Source organism: Sphingomonas mangrovi, assembly GCF_047975845.1.
In the GTDB taxonomy this organism is placed as follows: Bacteria; Pseudomonadota; Alphaproteobacteria; order Sphingomonadales; family Sphingomonadaceae; genus Sphingomonas.
The window spans coordinates 116,880-133,643 of record NZ_JBIUCZ010000002.1 but is presented as its reverse complement, the minus strand read 5'-3'; the positions used below and the strand labels follow the sequence as shown (position 1 = coordinate 133,643).

Genomic DNA, 16,764 nt, shown 5'->3' with positions numbered 1-16,764 from the left:
TCACCCCAGGCTGAAGTTTAGAAGGAAATACAGATGGCTCGTCGTCGTCGTCCCGAAAAGCGGGAAATCCTGCCCGATCCCGTCTATGGCGATCAGGTTCTTTCGAAGTTCATGAACTCGGTGATGCTGGACGGTAAGAAGTCCGTCGCCGAATCCATCGTCTATGGTGCGTTCGAGACCATCGAGGCGCGCGCCAAGCGTGACCCGATCGGCGTCTTCCACGACGCGCTGGGCAACGTGAAGCCGGGCATCGAAGTCCGCAGCCGCCGCGTCGGCGGTGCGACCTACCAGGTCCCGGTCGAAGTCCGTCCGGAGCGTGCGCAGGCGCTCGCGATCCGCTGGCTGATCGCCTCGGCCCGCAACCGCAGCGAGAACACCATGGCCGCCCGCCTGTCGGGCGAGCTGATGGACGCCGCCAACAACCGCGGCAACGCGGTGAAGAAGCGCGAAGACACGCACCGCATGGCGGAAGCGAACCGCGCCTTCTCGCACTACCGCTGGTAACAGCGGGTCCGGCGGTCTTCCGCTGGCAACACAACCGACCTATATGATGGGGAGCCGGCCAAATCGGCTCCCCACATCGCTAAGGAAGAACGATCATGGCCCGCAGCCATCCGCTCGAGCGCTATCGCAACATCGGCATCATGGCGCACATCGACGCCGGCAAGACGACCACGACCGAACGCATCCTCTATTACACCGGCAAGTCCTACAAGATCGGCGAAGTGCACGAAGGCACCGCGACGATGGACTGGATGGAGCAGGAGCAGGAGCGCGGGATCACGATCACCTCGGCGGCAACCACCTGCAAGTGGCGCGCTGAAGAGGGCAAGGGCGAAGAGCACCTGATCAACATCATCGACACCCCCGGCCACGTCGACTTCACCATCGAAGTCGAGCGTTCGCTGCGCGTGCTCGACGGTGCGGTTGCGTGCTTCGACGGCGTTGCGGGCGTGGAGCCGCAGTCGGAAACCGTGTGGCGTCAGGCCGACAAGTACGGCGTGCCGCGCATGTGCTTCGTCAACAAGCTCGATCGCACCGGTGCGAACTTCTACTACTGCGTCGACACGATCATCGAGCGTCTCGGTGCGCGTCCGGCCGTGCTGTATCTCCCGATCGGCGAAGAGGGCGGGTTCAAGGGTCTGGTCGACCTGGTCGAGAACCGCGCGATCGTGTGGCTCGAAGAGAGCCTGGGCGCGAAGTTCGAATATCAGGAAATCCCTGCGGAGCTGGCCGACAAGGCTGCCAAGTATCGCAGCGACCTGATCGAGATGGCCGTCGAGCAGGACGATGCGCTGATGGAAGCGTATCTGGAAGGCAACGAGCCGTCGGTCGCCGACCTCAAGAAGCTGATCCGCAAGGGTACGCTCGAGATGGCGTTCGTTCCGATCCTGTGCGGTTCGGCGTTCAAGAACAAGGGCGTGCAGCCGCTGCTCGACGCCGTGGTCGACTATCTGCCGAGCCCGCTCGACATTCCGGACGTCGAAGGCGTCAAGCTGGACGGCGAGACCAAGGACTCGCGTCCGCCGGAAGACGATGCGCCGTTCTCGGCACTGGCGTTCAAGATCATGAACGACCCGTTCGTCGGCTCGCTCACCTTCACCCGCGTCTATTCGGGCACGCTGACCAAGGGCAGCTACCTGAACTCGGTGAAGGACAAGAAGGAAAAGATCGGCCGTATGCTCCTGATGCACGCGAACTCGCGTGAGGACATCGAGGAAGCGCGCGCCGGCGACATCGTTGCGATCGCGGGCCTCAAGGAGACCACGACCGGCGACACGCTGTGCGACTCGGCCAAGCCGATCATCCTGGAGCGGATGGAGTTCCCCGAGCCCGTGATCGAGCTGTCGGTGGAGCCGAAGACCAAGGCCGACCAGGAAAAGATGGGCCTCGCGCTCAACCGCCTGGCTGCCGAGGATCCCTCGTTCCGCGTTTCGACCGACCATGAGTCGGGCCAGACCATCATCAAGGGGATGGGTGAGCTCCACCTCGAGATCCTGGTCGACCGCATGAAGCGCGAGTTCAAGGTCGAGGCGAACGTCGGTGCGCCGCAGGTGGCGTATCGCGAGTATCTCGCCAAGCCGGTCGAGCTGACCTACACCCACAAGAAGCAGTCGGGCGGTTCGGGCCAGTTCGGTGAAGTGAAGGTCCAGGTGAAGCCGGGCGAGCGTGGCTCGGGCTACCAGTTCTTCGACGAGATCAAGGGCGGCAACATCCCGCGCGAGTATATCCCGTCGGTGGAGAAGGGTTTCCGCGAGACCGCGCAGACCGGCTCGCTGATCGGCTTCCCGATCATCGACTTCGAGGTGCACCTGATCGACGGTAAGTACCACGACGTCGACTCGTCGGCGCTCGCGTTCGAAATTTGCGCCCGCGGCGCGATGCGTGAGGCCGCTCAGAAGGCCGGCATCAAGCTGCTCGAGCCGGTCATGAAGGTCGAGGTCACCACCCCGGAGGACTATCTGGGCGATGTCATCGGCGACATGAACAGCCGTCGTGGCCAGATCCAGGGCACCGACAGCCGCGGCAACGCGCAGGTCGTCGAGGCGATGGTGCCGCTGGCCAACATGTTCGGCTATGTGAACCAGCTCCGCTCGTTCACCCAAGGCCGGGCGCAATACTCGATGCAGTTCTCGCATTACGACGAAGTGCCGCAGAACGTGGCCGACGAAGTGAAGGCGAAGCTGGCGTAACCCGAAAACAGCCGCTATGGGGCCGCGTTCGCGTGGCCCCTGATGCGGCAGCGGAATCGACTCAGAAGGTAGGAAAATGGCAAAAGCGAAATTCGAGCGGAACAAGCCGCACCTGAACATCGGCACCATCGGCCACGTCGACCACGGCAAGACGTCGCTGACCGCGGCGATCACCAAGATCCTGTCGGAGAACGTCGCGGGCAACGCCGCCGTCGACTTCGCCAACATCGACAAGGCGCCGGAAGAGCGTGAGCGCGGCATCACCATCTCGACCGCGCACGTCGAGTATGAGACCGAAGGCCGTCACTACGCGCACGTCGACTGCCCGGGCCACGCCGACTATGTGAAGAACATGATCACCGGTGCCGCCCAGATGGACGGCGCGATCCTGGTGGTCGCCGCGACCGACGGCCCGATGCCGCAGACCAAGGAGCACATCCTGCTCGCGCGTCAGGTCGGCGTGCCGACGATGGTCGTCTTCCTCAACAAGGTCGACCTGGTCGAGGACGAGGAAATCCTCGAGCTCGTCGAGATGGAAATCCGCGAAGAGCTCTCCAAGCGTGAGTTCGACGGCGACAACATTCCGATCATCCGCGGCTCGGCGACGGCAGCCCTCAACGGCTCCGACGACAAGCTCGGCAAGGACGCGATCCTGGCCCTCATGGCGGCGGTCGACGAGTCGATCCCGCAGCCGGAGCGTCCGCTCGACAAGCCGTTCATGATGCCGATCGAAGACGTGTTCTCGATCTCGGGTCGCGGCACCGTCGTCACCGGCCGCGTCGAGACCGGCGTCGTCAAGGTCGGCGAGGAAGTCGAGATCGTCGGCATCCAGGAGAACGTCCGCAAGACCACCGTCACCGGTGTCGAGATGTTCCGCAAGCTGCTCGACCAGGGCGAGGCGGGCGACAACATCGGCGCGCTGATCCGCGGCGTCGGCCGTGACGAAGTCGAGCGCGGCCAGGTTCTGGCCAAGCCGGGTTCGATCAAGCCGCACACCGAGTTCCAGTCGTCGGTGTACGTCCTGTCGAAGGACGAGGGTGGCCGTCACACGCCGTTCTTCGCCAACTATCGCCCGCAGTTCTACTTCCGCACCACGGACGTGACCGGCACGATCGAGCTGCCGGAAGGCACCGAGATGGTCATGCCGGGCGACGAAGTCGCACTGGGCGTCAAGCTCATCGCGCCGATCGCGATGGACGTCGGCCAGCGCTTCACCATCCGTGAGGGCGGTCGTACCGTCGGCGCGGGCGTCGTGAGCGAAATCAACAAGTAAGTCGCCTTCCAGCGACAAGCTGCCGCCCGGCACCCCAAAAAGGGGTGTCGGGCGGTTGCCTTTTTATAGAGGCACCTGTAAGGGCGCCCTTCAATTTTTTGAGTTTCGGCTCTTTCTCCGTCATCCCGGCTCCGCCGGGATCTCAACCCGCCGGTGTCACGCCAGCGGCACGAGCCCTCGGTTCAGGCCGGGGTGACGGCCGGGGTCGTCCTCCATTCGCATCGGTAGGGATATGGACAACAACATCCGCATTCGCCTCAAGGCGTTCGACCATCGCGTGCTCGACCAGGCCGCCGGCGACATCGCCGACACTGCCCGTCGCACCGGCGCGCTGATCCGTGGCCCGATTCCGCTGCCCACGCACATCGACAAGTTCACCGTCAACCGCGGCCCGCACATCGACAAGAAGTCGCGCGAGCAGTTCGAGACCCGCACCTACAAGCGTCTCCTCGACATCGTGCAGCCGACCCCGCAGACCGTGGACGCGCTGATGAAGCTCGACCTGGCCGCCGGCGTTGACGTCGAGATCAAGCTGGCGTAATGCGCCGGCACCGCGACGCTTGGGTGATTCCACAGGCGTCGCGCTTTCGCTTCCCGCGTCCTGGACGCGGTAGAGGCTGGGAAAGCACCTACGGGATACCGAACGGCAGCTGATCCTCGGATCGAACGCCGTTGTCCGCGTCCCCGCTATCGAGGATTGCTGGCGGTTCGTCCGCGGCGATCCTGGATGACCGGCCCTGGCGGGGGCGTTGTCGAGAGGGCTGGGGCTCCGGGACGTGCAAGCGGCCGGGGCCTTTTTCGTTGGCAAGCTCGCCGGGATGGCGAGCCTCTGTTGGAGGAGTGGGTCATGCGCACTGGCGTGATCGCAAAGAAAATGGGAATGACTCGGTTGTTCCAGGATGACGGGCGCCACGTGCCCGTGACCGTCCTGGCGCTGGACGAGGTTCAGGTGGTCGCGCAGCGCACCGCCGAGCGCGACGGCTATGTTGCCGTCCAGATCGGTGCCGGCACCGCCAAGGCGAAGAGCGTTGCCAAGCCGCAGCGCGGCCATTTCGGCAAGGCGTCGGTCGAGCCGAAGCTGGAGCTCTGCGAGTTCCGCGTCGCCGACGACGCGCTGCTCGATGTCGGTGCGACGATCTCGGCCGACCACTTCGTCGCCGGTCAGCTGGTCGACGTGTCGGGCAAGACGCAGGGCAAGGGCTTCGCCGGCGCGATGAAGCGCTGGAACTTCGGTGGTCTGCGTGCGACCCACGGCGTGTCGGTCTCGCACCGCTCGCACGGTTCGACCGGTAACCGCCAGGATCCGGGCCGCGTCTTCAAGAACAAGAAGATGGCCGGCCACATGGGCGACCGCAACCGCACCCAGCAGAACCTCGAGATCGTCTCGACCGACGCCGAGCGTGGGCTGATCTTCGTCAAGGGTTCGGTCCCGGGCCACAAGGGCAGCTGGCTGATCGTCAAGGACGCGGTGAAGGTCTCGCGCCACGCCGAGGCTCCCTATCCCGCCGGCCTGAAGGCCGTCGCCAACAGCAACGAAACCCCGGCCGAGGCGCCCGTTGAGGCGGCTCCCGAGGCGACCGAAGGCCAGGAGGGCTGAACGTGAAGGTCAAGGTACAGACCCTCGACGCCGCCGAGAGCGGCGACATCGAGCTGAAGGACGAGGTGTTCGGCCTCGATCCGCGCGCCGACATCCTGCACCGCGTCGTGACGTGGCAGCTGGAGAAGCGTCGCGGCACCGTTCGCGGCACCCGCGAGCGTGCGGACGTCGCGCGTTCGGGCAAGAAGCTCGGTCGCCAGAAGGGCGGCGGTGTCGCCCGTCACGGCGATCGCCGCGCTCCGGTGTTCATCGGCGGTGGTAAGGCGCACGGCGCCCGCGTTCGCGACTTCAATCCGTCGCTGAACAAGAAGATCCGCGCGCTGGGCCTCAAGATGGCGCTGTCGAGCCATGCCAAGGCGGGTTCGCTGATCGTCGTCGACGGCCTCACGGTCGAGGACGGCAAGACCAAGGCGCTGACCGGCAACCTGTCGAAGCTGGGCTTCGGCAAGACCGCGCTGGTGATCGACGGCGACGCCGTCGAGACGAGCTTCGCGCTCGCCGCCCGCAACCTGAAGGCGGTGAACGTGCTGCCGGCAGGGGGCGCCAACGTCTACGACATCCTGAAGCATGACACGCTGGTGCTCACCCGCGCCGCGGTCGAGAAGCTGGAGGCGCGCTTCCATGGCTAAGCAGCCGACCAAGGCGGTGGACATCCGCCACTACGACGTGGTGCTCGCGCCCCACATCACCGAGAAGTCGACCCTGGTGTCGGAGCAGAACGCAGTCGTGTTCAAGGTGGCGAAGACCGCCTCCAAGCCCGAGATCAAGGCAGCGGTCGAAGCGCTGTTCGACGTCAAGGTCGTCGGCGTGAACACGATCGTCGCCAAGGGCAAGACCAAGCGCTGGAAGGGTGAGCCCTACAAGCGCACGGACATGAAGAAGGCGATCGTCACGCTGGCCGAAGGTCAGTCGATCGACGTCACCCAGGGGATTATGGCGTAATGGCACTCAAGCATTACAACCCGACCTCGCCGGCGCGTCGTGGCCTGATCCTCGTCGACCGCTCGGGTCTGTTCAAGGGGCGCCCGGTCAAGGCGCTCACCGAGGGCAAGACCAAGACCGGCGGCCGCAACAACAAGGGCCATGTGACCAGCCGCGGCATCGCGGGCGGCCACAAGCAGCGCTACCGCATCATCGACTTCAAGCGTCGCCTGTGGGACGTCGAGGGCACCGTGGAGCGGATCGAATATGATCCCAACCGTACCGCCTTCATCGCCCTGGTGACCTACGGCGAAGGCCAGCAGGCCTACATCATCGCGCCGCAGCGCCTCGGCGTCGGCGACAAGGTGATCGCCGGCAAGAAGACCGACGTGAAGCCGGGCAACGCGATGGAGCTGGGCCAGGTGCCCGTCGGCACCATCGTCCACAACGTCGAGATGAAGCCCGGCAAGGGCGGTCAGATCGCACGTTCGGCCGGCACCTACGTGCAGGTCGTGGGCCGCGACAAGGGCATGGTCATCGTTCGCCTGAACTCGGGCGAGCAGCGCTACATCCGTGCGGATTGCATGGCGACGGTCGGTGCGGTGTCCAACCCGGACAACCAGAACCAGAACCTCGGCAAGGCCGGCCGCACCCGCTGGCTGGGCAAGCGCCCGCTGACCCGCGGCGTCGCCAAGAACCCGGTCGACCACCCGCACGGCGGTGGTGAAGGCCGGACCTCGGGCGGCCGTCACCCGGTCACCCCGTGGGGCAAGCCGACGAAGGGGGCGCGCACGCGCCACAACAAGGCGACCGACAAGATGATCATCCGGTCGCGTCACGCGAAGAAGAAGGGCTGATAGAATGGCTCGTTCTGTTTGGAAGGGCCCGTTCGTCGAACTGAGCCTGCTGAAGAAGGCGGAGGCCGCGCAGGAAGCCGGTACGCGCGCCGGTCCGATCAAGACCTGGTCGCGTCGTTCGACGATCCTGCCGCAGTTCGTCGGCCTGACGTTCAACGTGTACAACGGCCGCAAGTTCGTGCCGGTGTCGGTCAACGAGGAAATGGTGGGCATGAAGCTCGGCGAGTTCGCGCCCACGCGCTTCTTCCCGGGCCACGCCGCCGACAAGAAGGGTAAGCGCTGATGAGCAAGCCTGCAGCCCCCCGCCGCGTCGGCGAGAAGGAAGCTCTGGCCGTCGCCACGCAGGTGCGTGGTTCGGCTCAGAAGCTGAACCTGGTCGCCGGCCTCATCCGCAACCGCACCGCCGGTGAAGCGATGAACATCCTCGCCTTCTCCAAGAAGGCGATGGCGGTCGACGTCCGCAAGTGCCTCGCCTCGGCGATCGCCAATGCGGAGAACAACCACAACCTCGACGTCGACGCGCTCGTCGTGAAGGAAGCTTCGGTCGGCAAGTCGATCACCATGAAGCGGTTCGCCACGCGCGGCCGCGGCAAGTCGACCCGCATCCTGAAGCCGTTCAGCCGCGTGCGCATCGTCGTTGCCGAGGTGGAGGAAGCGTAATGGGTCAGAAGAGCAACCCGATCGGTCTGCGCCTGCAGATCAACCGCACCTGGGACAGCCGCTGGTTCGCGGAAGGCCATGACTATGGCCGGCTGCTGCTGGAGGATCTCAAGATCCGCAAGTACATCGTCGAGACGCTGCCGCAGGCCGCGATCTCGAAGGTGGTGATCGAGCGTCCGGCCAAACTGTGCCGTATCTCGATCTACGCGGCCCGTCCGGGCGTCATCATCGGCAAGAAGGGCGCCGACATCGAGAAGCTTCGCAAGAAGCTCGGCTCGATGACCTCGTCCGACGTGTCGCTGAACATCGTCGAGATCCGCAAGCCCGAGGTCGACGCCAAGCTCGTCGCACAGGGCGTCGCCGACCAGCTCGAGCGCCGCATCGCCTTCCGTCGCGCGATGAAGCGTGCGGTGCAGTCGGCGCTGCGTCTGGGCGCCGAGGGCATCCGCATCACCTGCGGCGGCCGTCTGGGCGGCGCCGAGATCGCACGTACCGAATGGTACCGCGAGGGCCGCGTTCCGCTGCACACGCTGCGCGCGAACGTCGACTATGCCGAGGCCGAGGCCCACACCGCCTATGGCGTGTGCGGCGTCAAGGTCTGGATCTTCAAGGGCGAGATCCTCGGCCACGATCCGATGGCGCAGGACCGGCTGATGCTGGAGGCTCAGACCTCCGGCGTGCGTCCGGCCCGCGATGACCGTCGCTAAGGACTAGGAAAATGCTGCAACCAAAGCGCACCAAGTTCCGCAAGGCCTTCAAGGGCCGCATCCACGGCGACGCCAAGGGTGGCACGGCGCTCAACTTCGGCTCGTACGGGCTGAAGGCGATGGAGCCGGAGCGGATCACCGCTCGCCAGATCGAGGCGGCTCGCCGCGCGATCACGCGTCACATCAAGCGCCAGGGCCGTCTCTGGATCCGCGTGTTCCCCGACGTTCCGGTTTCGTCGAAGCCGGCCGAAGTCCGCATGGGCTCGGGCAAGGGTTCGCCGGAGTTCTGGGTCGCCCGCGTCAAGCCGGGCCGGATCCTGTTCGAGCTCGACGGCGTTCCCGGCCCGCTCGCGGCCGAGGCGTTCGAGCGTGCAGCGATGAAGCTGCCGATCGCGGTCAAGGTCGTTGCCCGTCTGGGCGACACCTCGCACCTGGAGGGTTGAAGATGACCAAGGCAACCGATCTGCGCGCCAAGAGCGACGATCAGCTGACCGACGAGCTGGGCAACCTGAAGCGCGAGGCGTTCAACCTCCGCTTCCAGGCGGCGACCAGCCAGATGGAAAAGCCGAGCCGCGTCAAGGAAGTCCGTCGCGACATCGCGCGGATCAAGACGCTGCAGAGCGAGCGTACGCGCTCGCAGGCCAAGTAAGGGACGACACACATGCCGAAGCGCGTGCTGACCGGGACGGTCGTCTCGGACAAGACCGACAAGACGGTGGTGGTTAAGGTGGAGCGCAAGGTCAAGCACGCGCTCTACGGCAAGATCATCCGCCGTTCGAAGAAGTACCACGCCCACGACGAGGGCAACGAGTACCGCGAGGGCGAGACCGTGCGCATCGAAGAGACCGCGCCGATCTCCAAGCTCAAGACCTGGAAGGTCGTGGACCGCGTGAACACCCACGCGACCCCGGCCGAGGTCGCGGCGGAGGCGTAAGCCTCCGGACGCTGCGGACGGCTTCTCCGCCCTGCGTCACCCCAGCGAAGGCTGGGGTCTCGTGGAAGCGGAGCGCCTCTCCCGCCGGGAGACCCCAGCCTCCGCTGGGGTGACGGGCAGGGGAGGAGGGCTGGAGGCAGCGGCAGAGTGAACAAGCCGACGGCGCGCTTGCGTTCCGTCGCAGGGGCGGCTACAGGGCCGCTCCCCCTGGTGCGGATCGTCCGCGCCGGGGGTTCGTTTTTGAAGGCGGGCGCCGGTCGGGATCGGGCCCATTGAGAAGGAAGCGCATCGATGATCCAGATGCAGTCCAATCTCGACGTCGCAGACAACAGCGGCGCGAAGCGGGTGCAGTGCATCAAGGTGCTGGGCGGCTCTAAGCGCCGCACGGCAGGGGTTGGCGACGTCATCGTCGTCTCCATCAAGGAGGCCGCGCCGCGCGGCCGCGTAAAGAAGGGTGACGTGCATCGCGCTGTCATCGTTCGCACCGCCAAGGACATCCGTCGCAACGACGGTTCGGTGATCCGCTTCGACGGCAACGCCGCGGTGCTGGTCAACAAGAACGAGGAGCCGATCGGCACCCGTATCTTTGGCCCGGTGGTCCGCGAGCTGCGCTCGAAGGGCTTCATGAAGATCATCTCGCTCGCGCCGGAGGTGCTGTAATGGCCGCCGCCAAGATCAAGAAGGGTGACCAGGTCATCGTCCTGTCCGGCAAGGACAAGGGCAAGACCGGCGAAGTCGTCCGCGCGATGCCCAAGGACGGCAAGGTCGTCGTCTCGGGCGTGAACATCGCCGTGCGTCACAAGAAGCCGACCCAGGTCAATCCGCAGGGTGGTCTCGAGCGCTCGGAAGCGCCGCTCCACATCTCGAAGGTCGCGCACGTCGTTGACGGCAAGCCGACCCGCGTCCGCTTCGAGGAGCGCGACGGCAAGAAGGTCCGCGTGGCCGTGAAGACGGGAGATGTCATCAATGGCTGACAAGTACACGCCGCGGATGAAGTCGATCTACGACGACCGCATCGTCAAGGCGATGACGGAGAAGTTCGGCTACAAGAACGCGCTCGAAGTGCCCCGGATCGAGAAGATCGTGCTCAACATGGGCGTGGGCGAGGCGACGCAGGACAAGAAGAAGGTCGAGCAGGCGGCTTCCGAAATGGAGCTGATCGCCGGCCAGAAGCCCGTCGTCACCAAGGCGAAGAAGTCGATCGCGCAGTTCAAGCTGCGTGAAGGCATGGCGATCGGCTGCAAGGTCACGCTGCGCCGCGAGCGGATGTACGAGTTCCTCGACCGCTTCATCACGATCGCGCTTCCCCGCGTCCGCGACTTCCGCGGCCTGAACCCGAAGTCCTTCGACGGTCGCGGCAACTACGCCTGCGGCATCAAGGAGCAGATCGTGTTCCCCGAGATCAGCTATGACCGCGTCGACAAGGTGCGCGGCATGGACGTGATCGTCACCACCACCGCCAAGACCGACGACGAGGCTCGCGAGCTTCTGCGTCTGTTCGGCTTCCCGTTCCCGCAGGCGCAGGACGGCGAGCAGCAGAAGGCGGCCTAACCCTCTTGAAGGTGTCGCCCCGGCTCGTCCGGGGCGGTGCCGCAACAAGGCTCCGGCACGCCGCCGGGGCAACGACTAGGAAGAGCTTAAGTCCATGGCGAAACTGAGTTCGATCAACAAGAACGAGCGTCGCAAGCAGCTGGTGAAGAAGTACGCCGGCAAGTATGCGAAGCTGAAGGCGCAGGCCAACGACGAGTCCCTCGGCGAGACCGAGCGCCTGATCGCGCGCCTGAAGATGGCCGAGATCCCCCGCAACGGCAATCCGACCCGGGTCCGCAACCGTTGCGAGATCACCGGCCGCCCGCGCGCCTATTACCGCAAGTTCCGGCTTGCCCGCGTGATGCTGCGTGATCTCGCCAACCGCGGCATGATCCCCGGCGTCGTCAAGTCGAGCTGGTAAGGACCGTTACGATGGCATTGACCGATCCCCTGGGTGATATGCTCACCCGCATCCGCAACGGCCAGCGCGCGCGCAAGGACAGCGTCCTTTCGCCGGCGTCCAAGCTGCGGGCTCGCGTCCTCGACGTGCTTCAGCGCGAGGGCTATATCCGTGGCTACAGCGAAGAGCAGATGGGCCCCGCGGCCGGCATCCGCATCGAGCTGAAGTATTTCGAGGGCCAGCCGGCGATCAAGCACGTCGCGCGCGTCTCGAAGCCGGGGCGCCGCGTCTACTCGGGCAGCCAGGAGCTGCCGCGGGTCCGCAACGGCCTGGGCATCACAATCGTCTCGACGCCGAAGGGTGTTCTGTCCGACGCGGAAGCGCGCGAGCAGAACGTCGGCGGCGAAGTGCTGGCGGAGGTGTTCTGATGAGCCGCATCGGCAAGAAGGCGGTCCCGATTCCGGCCGGCGTCACCGCGAACATCGCCGGTCGCGAGCTGAGCGTGAAGGGCCCCAAGGGCACCCTGACGCTGCCGCTCGCGGACGAGATCCGCTACGAGATCGTCGACGACGGCATCTCGGTGCAGCCGGCCAACGAGACCAAGCGCGCTCGCGCGTTCTGGGGCATGCAGCGCACCCTGGTGCAGAACCTCGTCACCGGCGTGACGCAGGGCTTCTCCAAGAAGCTGCTGATCACCGGCGTCGGCTACCGCGCGGCCGTGCAGGGCAAGAAGCTCAAGCTTCAGCTCGGCTACAGCCACGACGTCGACTTCGACGTGCCCGAGGGCATCGAGATCAAGACTCCCGACCAGACCACGGTCGAGATCTCGGGCATCGACAAGCAGAAGGTCGGCCAGCTCGCCGCTGAGATTCGCCGCTGGCGCAAGCCGGAGCCCTACAAGGGCAAGGGCATCAAGTACGAAGGCGAGTTCATCTTCCGCAAGGAAGGGAAGAAGAAGTGATGTCTACCAAGGGTATGTCGCTGTTCCAGAAGCGCCGCCGCCGCAACCGCACCGCGCTCCGTGCGCGTTCGGGTTCGCGTCCGCGCCTCTCGGTTCACCGTTCGGGCAAGCACATCTATGCCCAGGTCATCGACGACGCCGAGGGCCGGACGGTCGCTTCGGCCTCGACGCTGGAGAAGGACGTTCGCGGCCAGACCGGCGCGACCGTCGACGCCGCCAAGGCGGTGGGCCAGCGCGTCGCGGAGGCCGCCAAGGCCGCCGGCGTGACGCAGGTGGTGTTCGATCGTGGCGGGTTCCTCTTCCACGGACGCGTCAAGGCGCTGGCGGAAGCCGCGCGCGAGAGCGGATTGGAGTTCTAATATGGCCGACGAGAACAACCAGGCCGAAACCCCCGTCGAGCAGACGGCGGGCGCGGACGCGGGCGCCGGCGCGCCGCAGAACCGCGGTCCCCGCGGCGGCCGTGGCGGCCGTGGCGGCAACGACCGGGGTCGCGGCGGCCGGGACGGCAACCGCGGGCGTCGCGACGACCGTCGCGGCAACGACGACGGCGGCGAGGAGCTGATCGAGAAGCTCGTCCACATCAACCGCGTCTCGAAGACGGTGAAGGGCGGCAAGCGCTTCGGCTTCGCGGCGCTGGTCGTCGTGGGCGACGGCAAGGGCCGCGTCGGCTTCGGACATGGCAAGGCACGCGAAGTGCCGGAAGCCATCTCCAAGGCGACCGCTTCGGCGAAGAAGGCGATGGTCCGCGTGCCGCTCAAGGACGGCCGCACGCTGCATCACGACGGCAACGGCCACTTCGGTGCCGGTCGCGTGACGGTGCGCTCGGCTCCGGCCGGTACCGGCATCATCGCGGGTGGCCCGATGCGCGCCATCTTCGAGAGCCTGGGCGTGGCCGACGTCGTGACCAAGTCGGTCGGCACGTCGAACCCGTACAACATGATCCGTGCGACCTTTGAGGCGCTGGTCGACCAGACCAGCCCGAAGTCGGTCGCGCAGCGCCGTGGCAAGAAGGTCGCCGACCTGCTGGGCCGTGGCGGATCGCAGACGGCCGAGGCGGACGCCGCGGCGGTGGTGGAGTAATCTCATGGCTACCGTGAAGATCACGCAGACCGGGTCGCCGATCCGGCGCACCAAGGATCAGCGCGCGACGCTCGTCGGCCTGGGCCTCAACAAGATGCACAAGACGGTCGAGCTGAACGACACCCCCGAGGTGCGCGGCATGATCCGCAAGGTGCAGCACATGGTGTCGGTCGAAGGCTGAGCCTTCGTCTCCACCAGTGACAAACGCGGGGAAGGGGGCTAAGCGGCCCCCTTCCTCATTTCATCAGCGCGACCAAAGCGAAAGCGAGTGCACATCATGAAGCTCAACGAACTCACCGACAACCAGGGCGCCCGTCACCGCAAGATGCGCGTCGGCCGCGGTATCGGTTCCGGCAAGGGCAAGACCGCTGGCCGCGGCCAGAAGGGTCAGAAGAGCCGCGAAGGCGTCTCGATCAAGGGCTTCGAGGGCGGTCAGATGCCGCTCCACATGCGTCTGCCGAAGCGCGGCTTCAACAACATCTTCGCCAAGGACTATGCCGAGGTGAACCTGGGCGCGATCCAGAAGCTGGTCGACGCCGGCAAGCTGACCGCGACCGACATCGACCACGCCGCGCTCAAGGCGGTCGGCCTTGCCCGTGGCGGCAAGGACGGCGTCCGTCTGCTCGCCAAGGGCGAACTGACTGCGAAGCTGAACTTCACCGTCGCCGGCGCGTCCAAGACCGCCCGCGAGGCGGTCGAGAAGGCCGGCGGCAGCGTCAACGTGATCGAGGTGGTTCCGGCCGCTGACAAGGCGAAGGCCAAGAAGGGCACCGCCCTGGCCGCCAAAAAGGCCGCGCGCGCCTAAAGGCGTTCGCGAGGGTCGTACACGTCGGGCCCGCCTGCTTCCGCTCTGTGTTCCGCTTCGGCGGGGTAGGTCGGAAGGGGGCGGGTCCGATCGTTTGAAGCACGGGCGGGTCGGCGTTTCGCCGCGACCCGTTAGACATCCCCGAAGCAAGCCCTATATGGGCCGCGGGGGTGGGGCATCAGCGCCCGCCAGCATCATCGGGACACATTCATGGCAGCGGCATCCGACGGCCTTGCAACCAACCTGAACCTGGCCAAGTTCGGCCAGGCGACCGAGCTCAAGAAGCGCCTGTGGTTCACGCTGGGCGCGCTGATCGTCTTCCGCATGCTCAGCTACGTGCCGCTGCCGGGGATCGATCCGACCCAGCTCGGCCTGCTCGCCAACCAGACCCAGGGCGGCGTGCTCGACTTCTTCAACACCTTCTCGGGCGGCGCGCTGACGCGCATGTCGGTCGTGGCGTTGGGCGTCATGCCGTACATCACCGCCTCGATCGTCGTGCAGCTCGCCAGTTCGCTGTCGCCGCAGCTCGCCGCGATCAAGAAGGAAGGCGAGTCGGGCCGCAAGAAGCTCAACCAGTACACCCGCTACGGCACCGTCGCGCTGACCGCGGTGCAGGGCTATTTCATCGCCGTCGGGCTCGAGGCGTTCGGCGCCCAAGCCGGCGCGCAGGCGGTGATCGAGCCGGGGCTCACCTTCCGCATCGCCGCGGTGATCTCGCTGATTGGCGGCACGATGTTCCTGATGTGGCTGGGTGAGCAGATCACCAGCCGCGGCATCGGCAACGGCATCTCGCTGATCATCATGGCGGGCATCGTCGCCCACCTGCCGACCACGCTGGTGCAGCTGTTCGAGGGCAGCCGTTCGGGCACGCTCGATCCGCTGAAGCTCGTCGGCATCACCGTCGCGGTCATCGGCCTGGTGCTGTTCATCTGCTTCATGGAGCGCGCGCAGCGCCGCATCCTGATCCAGTATCCCAAGCGCCAGACCGCGCGCGGGGTGCAGGCCGATCGCAGCCATCTGCCGCTCAAGATCAACACCGCCGGCGTCATCCCGCCGATCTTCGCGTCCTCGCTGCTGCTGATGCCGGTGACGATCACCCAGTTCGCCGGCCAGGCGACCGAGGGCGAGAGCTGGTGGGGCGACTTCGTCATCAGCCTCAACCAGTATCTCCAGCACGGCAGCCCGGTGTACATGCTGCTCTACGGCGCGGGCATCGTCTTCTTCTCGTTCTTCTACACCGCGGTGGTGTTCAATCCGGAAGAGACGGCGGACAACCTCAAGCGCTACGGCGGCTTCATCCCCGGCATCCGTCCGGGCAAGAACACCGAGGCGTATTTCGATTACGTGCTGACCCGCATCACTGTCATCGGCGCCGCCTATCTGACGGTGCTGTGCCTGTTGCCGGAATATCTCGTCTCGGCGCTGGCCATTCCCTTCTACCTTGGTGGGACTAGCCTTCTCATCGTGGTCAACGTAACCATGGATACGGTCACCCAGATCCAATCGCACCTGCTGGCGCACCAGTATGGCGACCTGATCAAGAAGGCCAAGCTCAAGGGCGGCCGCGTCCGCCAGTAAGGGCGCGCCGTCGACGTTATCGGGAGGGGAAGTACCGTGGACATCATCCTGCTCGGACCGCCGGGCGCCGGCAAGGGTACGCAGGCGAGCCGTCTGGAGCACGATCGCGGGATGGTGCAGCTGTCGACCGGCGACATGCTGCGCGCCGCGGTGAAGGCCGGGACCCCGGTGGGGCTCAAGGCCAAGGCGGTGATGGAAGCGGGCGAGCTCGTCTCGGACGCGATCGTCTCGGCGCTGATCGGCGAGCGCCTCGACCAGCTCGACGAGGGGCAGGGGGCGATCTTCGACGGCTATCCGCGCACGGCCGCCCAGGCCGATGCGCTCGACCTGCTGCTTGAGCACCGCGGCCGTCGCCTCGCCTATGTCATCGAGCTGGTGGTGGACGAGGATGCGCTGGTCGAGCGCATCGTCGGCCGCTTCACCTGCGCGGTGTGCGGTGCGGGCTATCACGACCGTTTCAAGCAGCCCAAGGTCGCGGGCACCTGCGACGCGTGCGGCTCGACCGAGTTCAAGCGCCGCCCCGACGACAACGAAGAGACCGTGCGCACGCGCATGGCCGAGTATCGCGCCAAGACCGCACCGATCCTGCCGGGCTACGAAGCCCGCGGTTTGGTCGAGCGCGTCGACGGCATGGCCGAGATGGGCGAAGTCGCCGCGCAGATCGTGGCGATCCTCGACCGGTGACGGCTCTTGGGGAGCGGGCCTTCGCCTGCTCCCCCGCTCGTCATCCTGACGAAAGTCAGGATCCATTGCCGCTCCGCTAGCGGC

General features: G+C 66.0%; 26 protein-coding genes. All 26 read left to right on the top strand.

Going from position 1 to position 16,764, the window contains the following annotated elements; translation table 11 throughout:
• Nucleotides 1-33: 33 nt before the first annotated feature.
• The 26 genes from rpsG (at nt 34) to ACBY01_RS01890 (ending at nt 16,680) form a co-directional block, all read left to right on the top strand.
• Nucleotides 34-504, top strand: a complete 471-nt coding sequence (gene rpsG, locus ACBY01_RS02015) for a 30S ribosomal protein S7 (RefSeq protein WP_416459090.1) — start codon at nt 34-36, stop codon at nt 502-504.
• Between the two features lie 95 nt (nt 505-599).
• On the top strand, nt 600-2,693 hold the full coding sequence (gene fusA, locus ACBY01_RS02010) for an elongation factor G (protein WP_416459089.1): 2,094 nt from the start codon (nt 600-602) through the stop codon (nt 2,691-2,693).
• Nucleotides 2,694-2,769: 76 nt separating this feature from the next.
• On the top strand, nt 2,770-3,966 hold the full coding sequence (tuf, locus tag ACBY01_RS02005) for an elongation factor Tu (RefSeq protein WP_416459088.1): 1,197 nt from the start codon (nt 2,770-2,772) through the stop codon (nt 3,964-3,966).
• A gap of 232 nt (nt 3,967-4,198) precedes the next feature.
• The gene (gene rpsJ / locus ACBY01_RS02000) at nt 4,199-4,507 is read left to right on the top strand and encodes a 30S ribosomal protein S10 (RefSeq protein ID WP_033921125.1); all 309 of its coding nucleotides are present in this window, start codon (nt 4,199-4,201) and stop codon (nt 4,505-4,507) included.
• A gap of 306 nt (nt 4,508-4,813) precedes the next feature.
• Entirely contained in the window at nt 4,814-5,563 is a 750-nt protein-coding gene (rplC, locus tag ACBY01_RS01995) for a 50S ribosomal protein L3 (RefSeq protein ID WP_416459087.1), read from the top strand.
• Nucleotides 5,564-5,565: 2 nt separating this feature from the next.
• The gene (gene rplD, locus ACBY01_RS01990) at nt 5,566-6,192 is read left to right on the top strand and encodes a 50S ribosomal protein L4 (protein WP_416459086.1); all 627 of its coding nucleotides are present in this window, start codon (nt 5,566-5,568) and stop codon (nt 6,190-6,192) included.
• Complete coding sequence (locus ACBY01_RS01985; RefSeq protein ID WP_416459085.1) at nt 6,185-6,505, top strand: 50S ribosomal protein L23; 321 nt, start codon at nt 6,185-6,187, stop codon at nt 6,503-6,505. Before rplD ends, ACBY01_RS01985 begins: the two co-directional genes overlap by 8 nt.
• Nucleotides 6,505-7,341, top strand: a complete 837-nt coding sequence (gene rplB, locus ACBY01_RS01980) for a 50S ribosomal protein L2 (RefSeq protein WP_416459084.1) — start codon at nt 6,505-6,507, stop codon at nt 7,339-7,341. Before ACBY01_RS01985 ends, rplB begins: the two co-directional genes overlap by 1 nt.
• 4 nt (nt 7,342-7,345) lie before the next feature.
• Nucleotides 7,346-7,624 (top strand): 30S ribosomal protein S19, encoded by a 279-nt coding sequence (gene rpsS, locus ACBY01_RS01975; protein WP_125961409.1) that lies wholly within the window; start codon nt 7,346-7,348, stop codon nt 7,622-7,624.
• A complete protein-coding gene (gene rplV, locus ACBY01_RS01970; RefSeq protein WP_416459083.1) occupies nt 7,624-8,001 on the top strand; it encodes a 50S ribosomal protein L22 in 378 nt (125 codons plus the stop codon). Before rpsS ends, rplV begins: the two co-directional genes overlap by 1 nt.
• Nucleotides 8,001-8,708, top strand: coding sequence for a 30S ribosomal protein S3 (rpsC, locus tag ACBY01_RS01965; protein WP_416459082.1), 708 nt, complete (start codon nt 8,001-8,003; stop codon nt 8,706-8,708). Before rplV ends, rpsC begins: the two co-directional genes overlap by 1 nt.
• Before the next feature lie 11 nt (nt 8,709-8,719).
• Nucleotides 8,720-9,151, top strand: a complete 432-nt coding sequence (gene rplP, locus ACBY01_RS01960) for a 50S ribosomal protein L16 (protein ID WP_125961406.1) — start codon at nt 8,720-8,722, stop codon at nt 9,149-9,151.
• Between the two features lie 2 nt (nt 9,152-9,153).
• Nucleotides 9,154-9,357 (top strand): 50S ribosomal protein L29, encoded by a 204-nt coding sequence (rpmC, locus tag ACBY01_RS01955; protein ID WP_416459081.1) that lies wholly within the window; start codon nt 9,154-9,156, stop codon nt 9,355-9,357.
• A gap of 12 nt (nt 9,358-9,369) precedes the next feature.
• Nucleotides 9,370-9,642 (top strand): 30S ribosomal protein S17, encoded by a 273-nt coding sequence (gene rpsQ, locus ACBY01_RS01950; RefSeq protein ID WP_416459080.1) that lies wholly within the window; start codon nt 9,370-9,372, stop codon nt 9,640-9,642.
• Between the two features lie 291 nt (nt 9,643-9,933).
• Entirely contained in the window at nt 9,934-10,302 is a 369-nt protein-coding gene (gene rplN, locus ACBY01_RS01945; RefSeq protein ID WP_110152893.1) for a 50S ribosomal protein L14, read from the top strand.
• Nucleotides 10,302-10,616 (top strand): 50S ribosomal protein L24, encoded by a 315-nt coding sequence (rplX, locus tag ACBY01_RS01940; RefSeq protein WP_416459079.1) that lies wholly within the window; start codon nt 10,302-10,304, stop codon nt 10,614-10,616. Before rplN ends, rplX begins: the two co-directional genes overlap by 1 nt.
• Nucleotides 10,609-11,193 (top strand): 50S ribosomal protein L5, encoded by a 585-nt coding sequence (rplE, locus tag ACBY01_RS01935; protein ID WP_125961401.1) that lies wholly within the window; start codon nt 10,609-10,611, stop codon nt 11,191-11,193. Before rplX ends, rplE begins: the two co-directional genes overlap by 8 nt.
• Before the next feature lie 94 nt (nt 11,194-11,287).
• Complete coding sequence (gene rpsN / locus ACBY01_RS01930) at nt 11,288-11,593, top strand: 30S ribosomal protein S14 (protein WP_416459078.1); 306 nt, start codon at nt 11,288-11,290, stop codon at nt 11,591-11,593.
• A gap of 11 nt (nt 11,594-11,604) precedes the next feature.
• Nucleotides 11,605-12,000, top strand: a complete 396-nt coding sequence (gene rpsH, locus ACBY01_RS01925) for a 30S ribosomal protein S8 (RefSeq protein WP_416459077.1) — start codon at nt 11,605-11,607, stop codon at nt 11,998-12,000.
• Nucleotides 12,000-12,533 (top strand): 50S ribosomal protein L6, encoded by a 534-nt coding sequence (gene rplF / locus ACBY01_RS01920; RefSeq protein WP_416459076.1) that lies wholly within the window; start codon nt 12,000-12,002, stop codon nt 12,531-12,533. The genes rpsH and rplF overlap by 1 nt, the downstream gene beginning before the upstream one ends.
• Entirely contained in the window at nt 12,533-12,892 is a 360-nt protein-coding gene (gene rplR, locus ACBY01_RS01915) for a 50S ribosomal protein L18 (protein WP_416459075.1), read from the top strand. The genes rplF and rplR overlap by 1 nt, the downstream gene beginning before the upstream one ends.
• A 1-nt stretch (nt 12,893) precedes the next feature.
• A complete protein-coding gene (gene rpsE / locus ACBY01_RS01910; RefSeq protein ID WP_416459074.1) occupies nt 12,894-13,613 on the top strand; it encodes a 30S ribosomal protein S5 in 720 nt (239 codons plus the stop codon).
• 4 nt (nt 13,614-13,617) lie between these two features.
• Complete coding sequence (gene rpmD / locus ACBY01_RS01905; protein ID WP_132883264.1) at nt 13,618-13,794, top strand: 50S ribosomal protein L30; 177 nt, start codon at nt 13,618-13,620, stop codon at nt 13,792-13,794.
• 96 nt (nt 13,795-13,890) lie between these two features.
• Nucleotides 13,891-14,418 (top strand): 50S ribosomal protein L15, encoded by a 528-nt coding sequence (rplO, locus tag ACBY01_RS01900; protein ID WP_416459073.1) that lies wholly within the window; start codon nt 13,891-13,893, stop codon nt 14,416-14,418.
• A gap of 210 nt (nt 14,419-14,628) precedes the next feature.
• A complete protein-coding gene (gene secY, locus ACBY01_RS01895) occupies nt 14,629-15,996 on the top strand; it encodes a preprotein translocase subunit SecY (RefSeq protein WP_416459072.1) in 1,368 nt (455 codons plus the stop codon).
• Between the two features lie 36 nt (nt 15,997-16,032).
• Nucleotides 16,033-16,680, top strand: a complete 648-nt coding sequence (locus ACBY01_RS01890) for an adenylate kinase (protein ID WP_416459071.1) — start codon at nt 16,033-16,035, stop codon at nt 16,678-16,680.
• Nucleotides 16,681-16,764 lie beyond the last annotated feature (84 nt).

Coding starts and splice junctions, on each gene's coding strand:
- ACBY01_RS01985 (WP_416459085.1), top strand. CDS start 6,185: ATGGCTAAGCAGCCGACCAAGGCGGTGGACATCCGCCACTACGACGTG.
- rpsH (WP_416459077.1), top strand. CDS start 11,605: ATGGCATTGACCGATCCCCTGGGTGATATGCTCACCCGCATCCGCAAC.
- rplC (WP_416459087.1), top strand. CDS start 4,814: ATGCGCACTGGCGTGATCGCAAAGAAAATGGGAATGACTCGGTTGTTC.
- rplP (WP_125961406.1), top strand. CDS start 8,720: ATGCTGCAACCAAAGCGCACCAAGTTCCGCAAGGCCTTCAAGGGCCGC.
- rplV (WP_416459083.1), top strand. CDS start 7,624: ATGAGCAAGCCTGCAGCCCCCCGCCGCGTCGGCGAGAAGGAAGCTCTG.
- rpsJ (WP_033921125.1), top strand. CDS start 4,199: ATGGACAACAACATCCGCATTCGCCTCAAGGCGTTCGACCATCGCGTG.
- rpsE (WP_416459074.1), top strand. CDS start 12,894: ATGGCCGACGAGAACAACCAGGCCGAAACCCCCGTCGAGCAGACGGCG.
- secY (WP_416459072.1), top strand. CDS start 14,629: ATGGCAGCGGCATCCGACGGCCTTGCAACCAACCTGAACCTGGCCAAG.
- rpsS (WP_125961409.1), top strand. CDS start 7,346: ATGGCTCGTTCTGTTTGGAAGGGCCCGTTCGTCGAACTGAGCCTGCTG.
- rpsG (WP_416459090.1), top strand. CDS start 34: ATGGCTCGTCGTCGTCGTCCCGAAAAGCGGGAAATCCTGCCCGATCCC.
- rplX (WP_416459079.1), top strand. CDS start 10,302: ATGGCCGCCGCCAAGATCAAGAAGGGTGACCAGGTCATCGTCCTGTCC.
- rplR (WP_416459075.1), top strand. CDS start 12,533: ATGTCTACCAAGGGTATGTCGCTGTTCCAGAAGCGCCGCCGCCGCAAC.
- rplN (WP_110152893.1), top strand. CDS start 9,934: ATGATCCAGATGCAGTCCAATCTCGACGTCGCAGACAACAGCGGCGCG.
- rpsN (WP_416459078.1), top strand. CDS start 11,288: ATGGCGAAACTGAGTTCGATCAACAAGAACGAGCGTCGCAAGCAGCTG.
- rpsC (WP_416459082.1), top strand. CDS start 8,001: ATGGGTCAGAAGAGCAACCCGATCGGTCTGCGCCTGCAGATCAACCGC.
- rpmD (WP_132883264.1), top strand. CDS start 13,618: ATGGCTACCGTGAAGATCACGCAGACCGGGTCGCCGATCCGGCGCACC.
- rplE (WP_125961401.1), top strand. CDS start 10,609: ATGGCTGACAAGTACACGCCGCGGATGAAGTCGATCTACGACGACCGC.
- rplF (WP_416459076.1), top strand. CDS start 12,000: ATGAGCCGCATCGGCAAGAAGGCGGTCCCGATTCCGGCCGGCGTCACC.
- rplB (WP_416459084.1), top strand. CDS start 6,505: ATGGCACTCAAGCATTACAACCCGACCTCGCCGGCGCGTCGTGGCCTG.
- rpmC (WP_416459081.1), top strand. CDS start 9,154: ATGACCAAGGCAACCGATCTGCGCGCCAAGAGCGACGATCAGCTGACC.
- fusA (WP_416459089.1), top strand. CDS start 600: ATGGCCCGCAGCCATCCGCTCGAGCGCTATCGCAACATCGGCATCATG.
- rpsQ (WP_416459080.1), top strand. CDS start 9,370: ATGCCGAAGCGCGTGCTGACCGGGACGGTCGTCTCGGACAAGACCGAC.
- rplO (WP_416459073.1), top strand. CDS start 13,891: ATGAAGCTCAACGAACTCACCGACAACCAGGGCGCCCGTCACCGCAAG.
- tuf (WP_416459088.1), top strand. CDS start 2,770: ATGGCAAAAGCGAAATTCGAGCGGAACAAGCCGCACCTGAACATCGGC.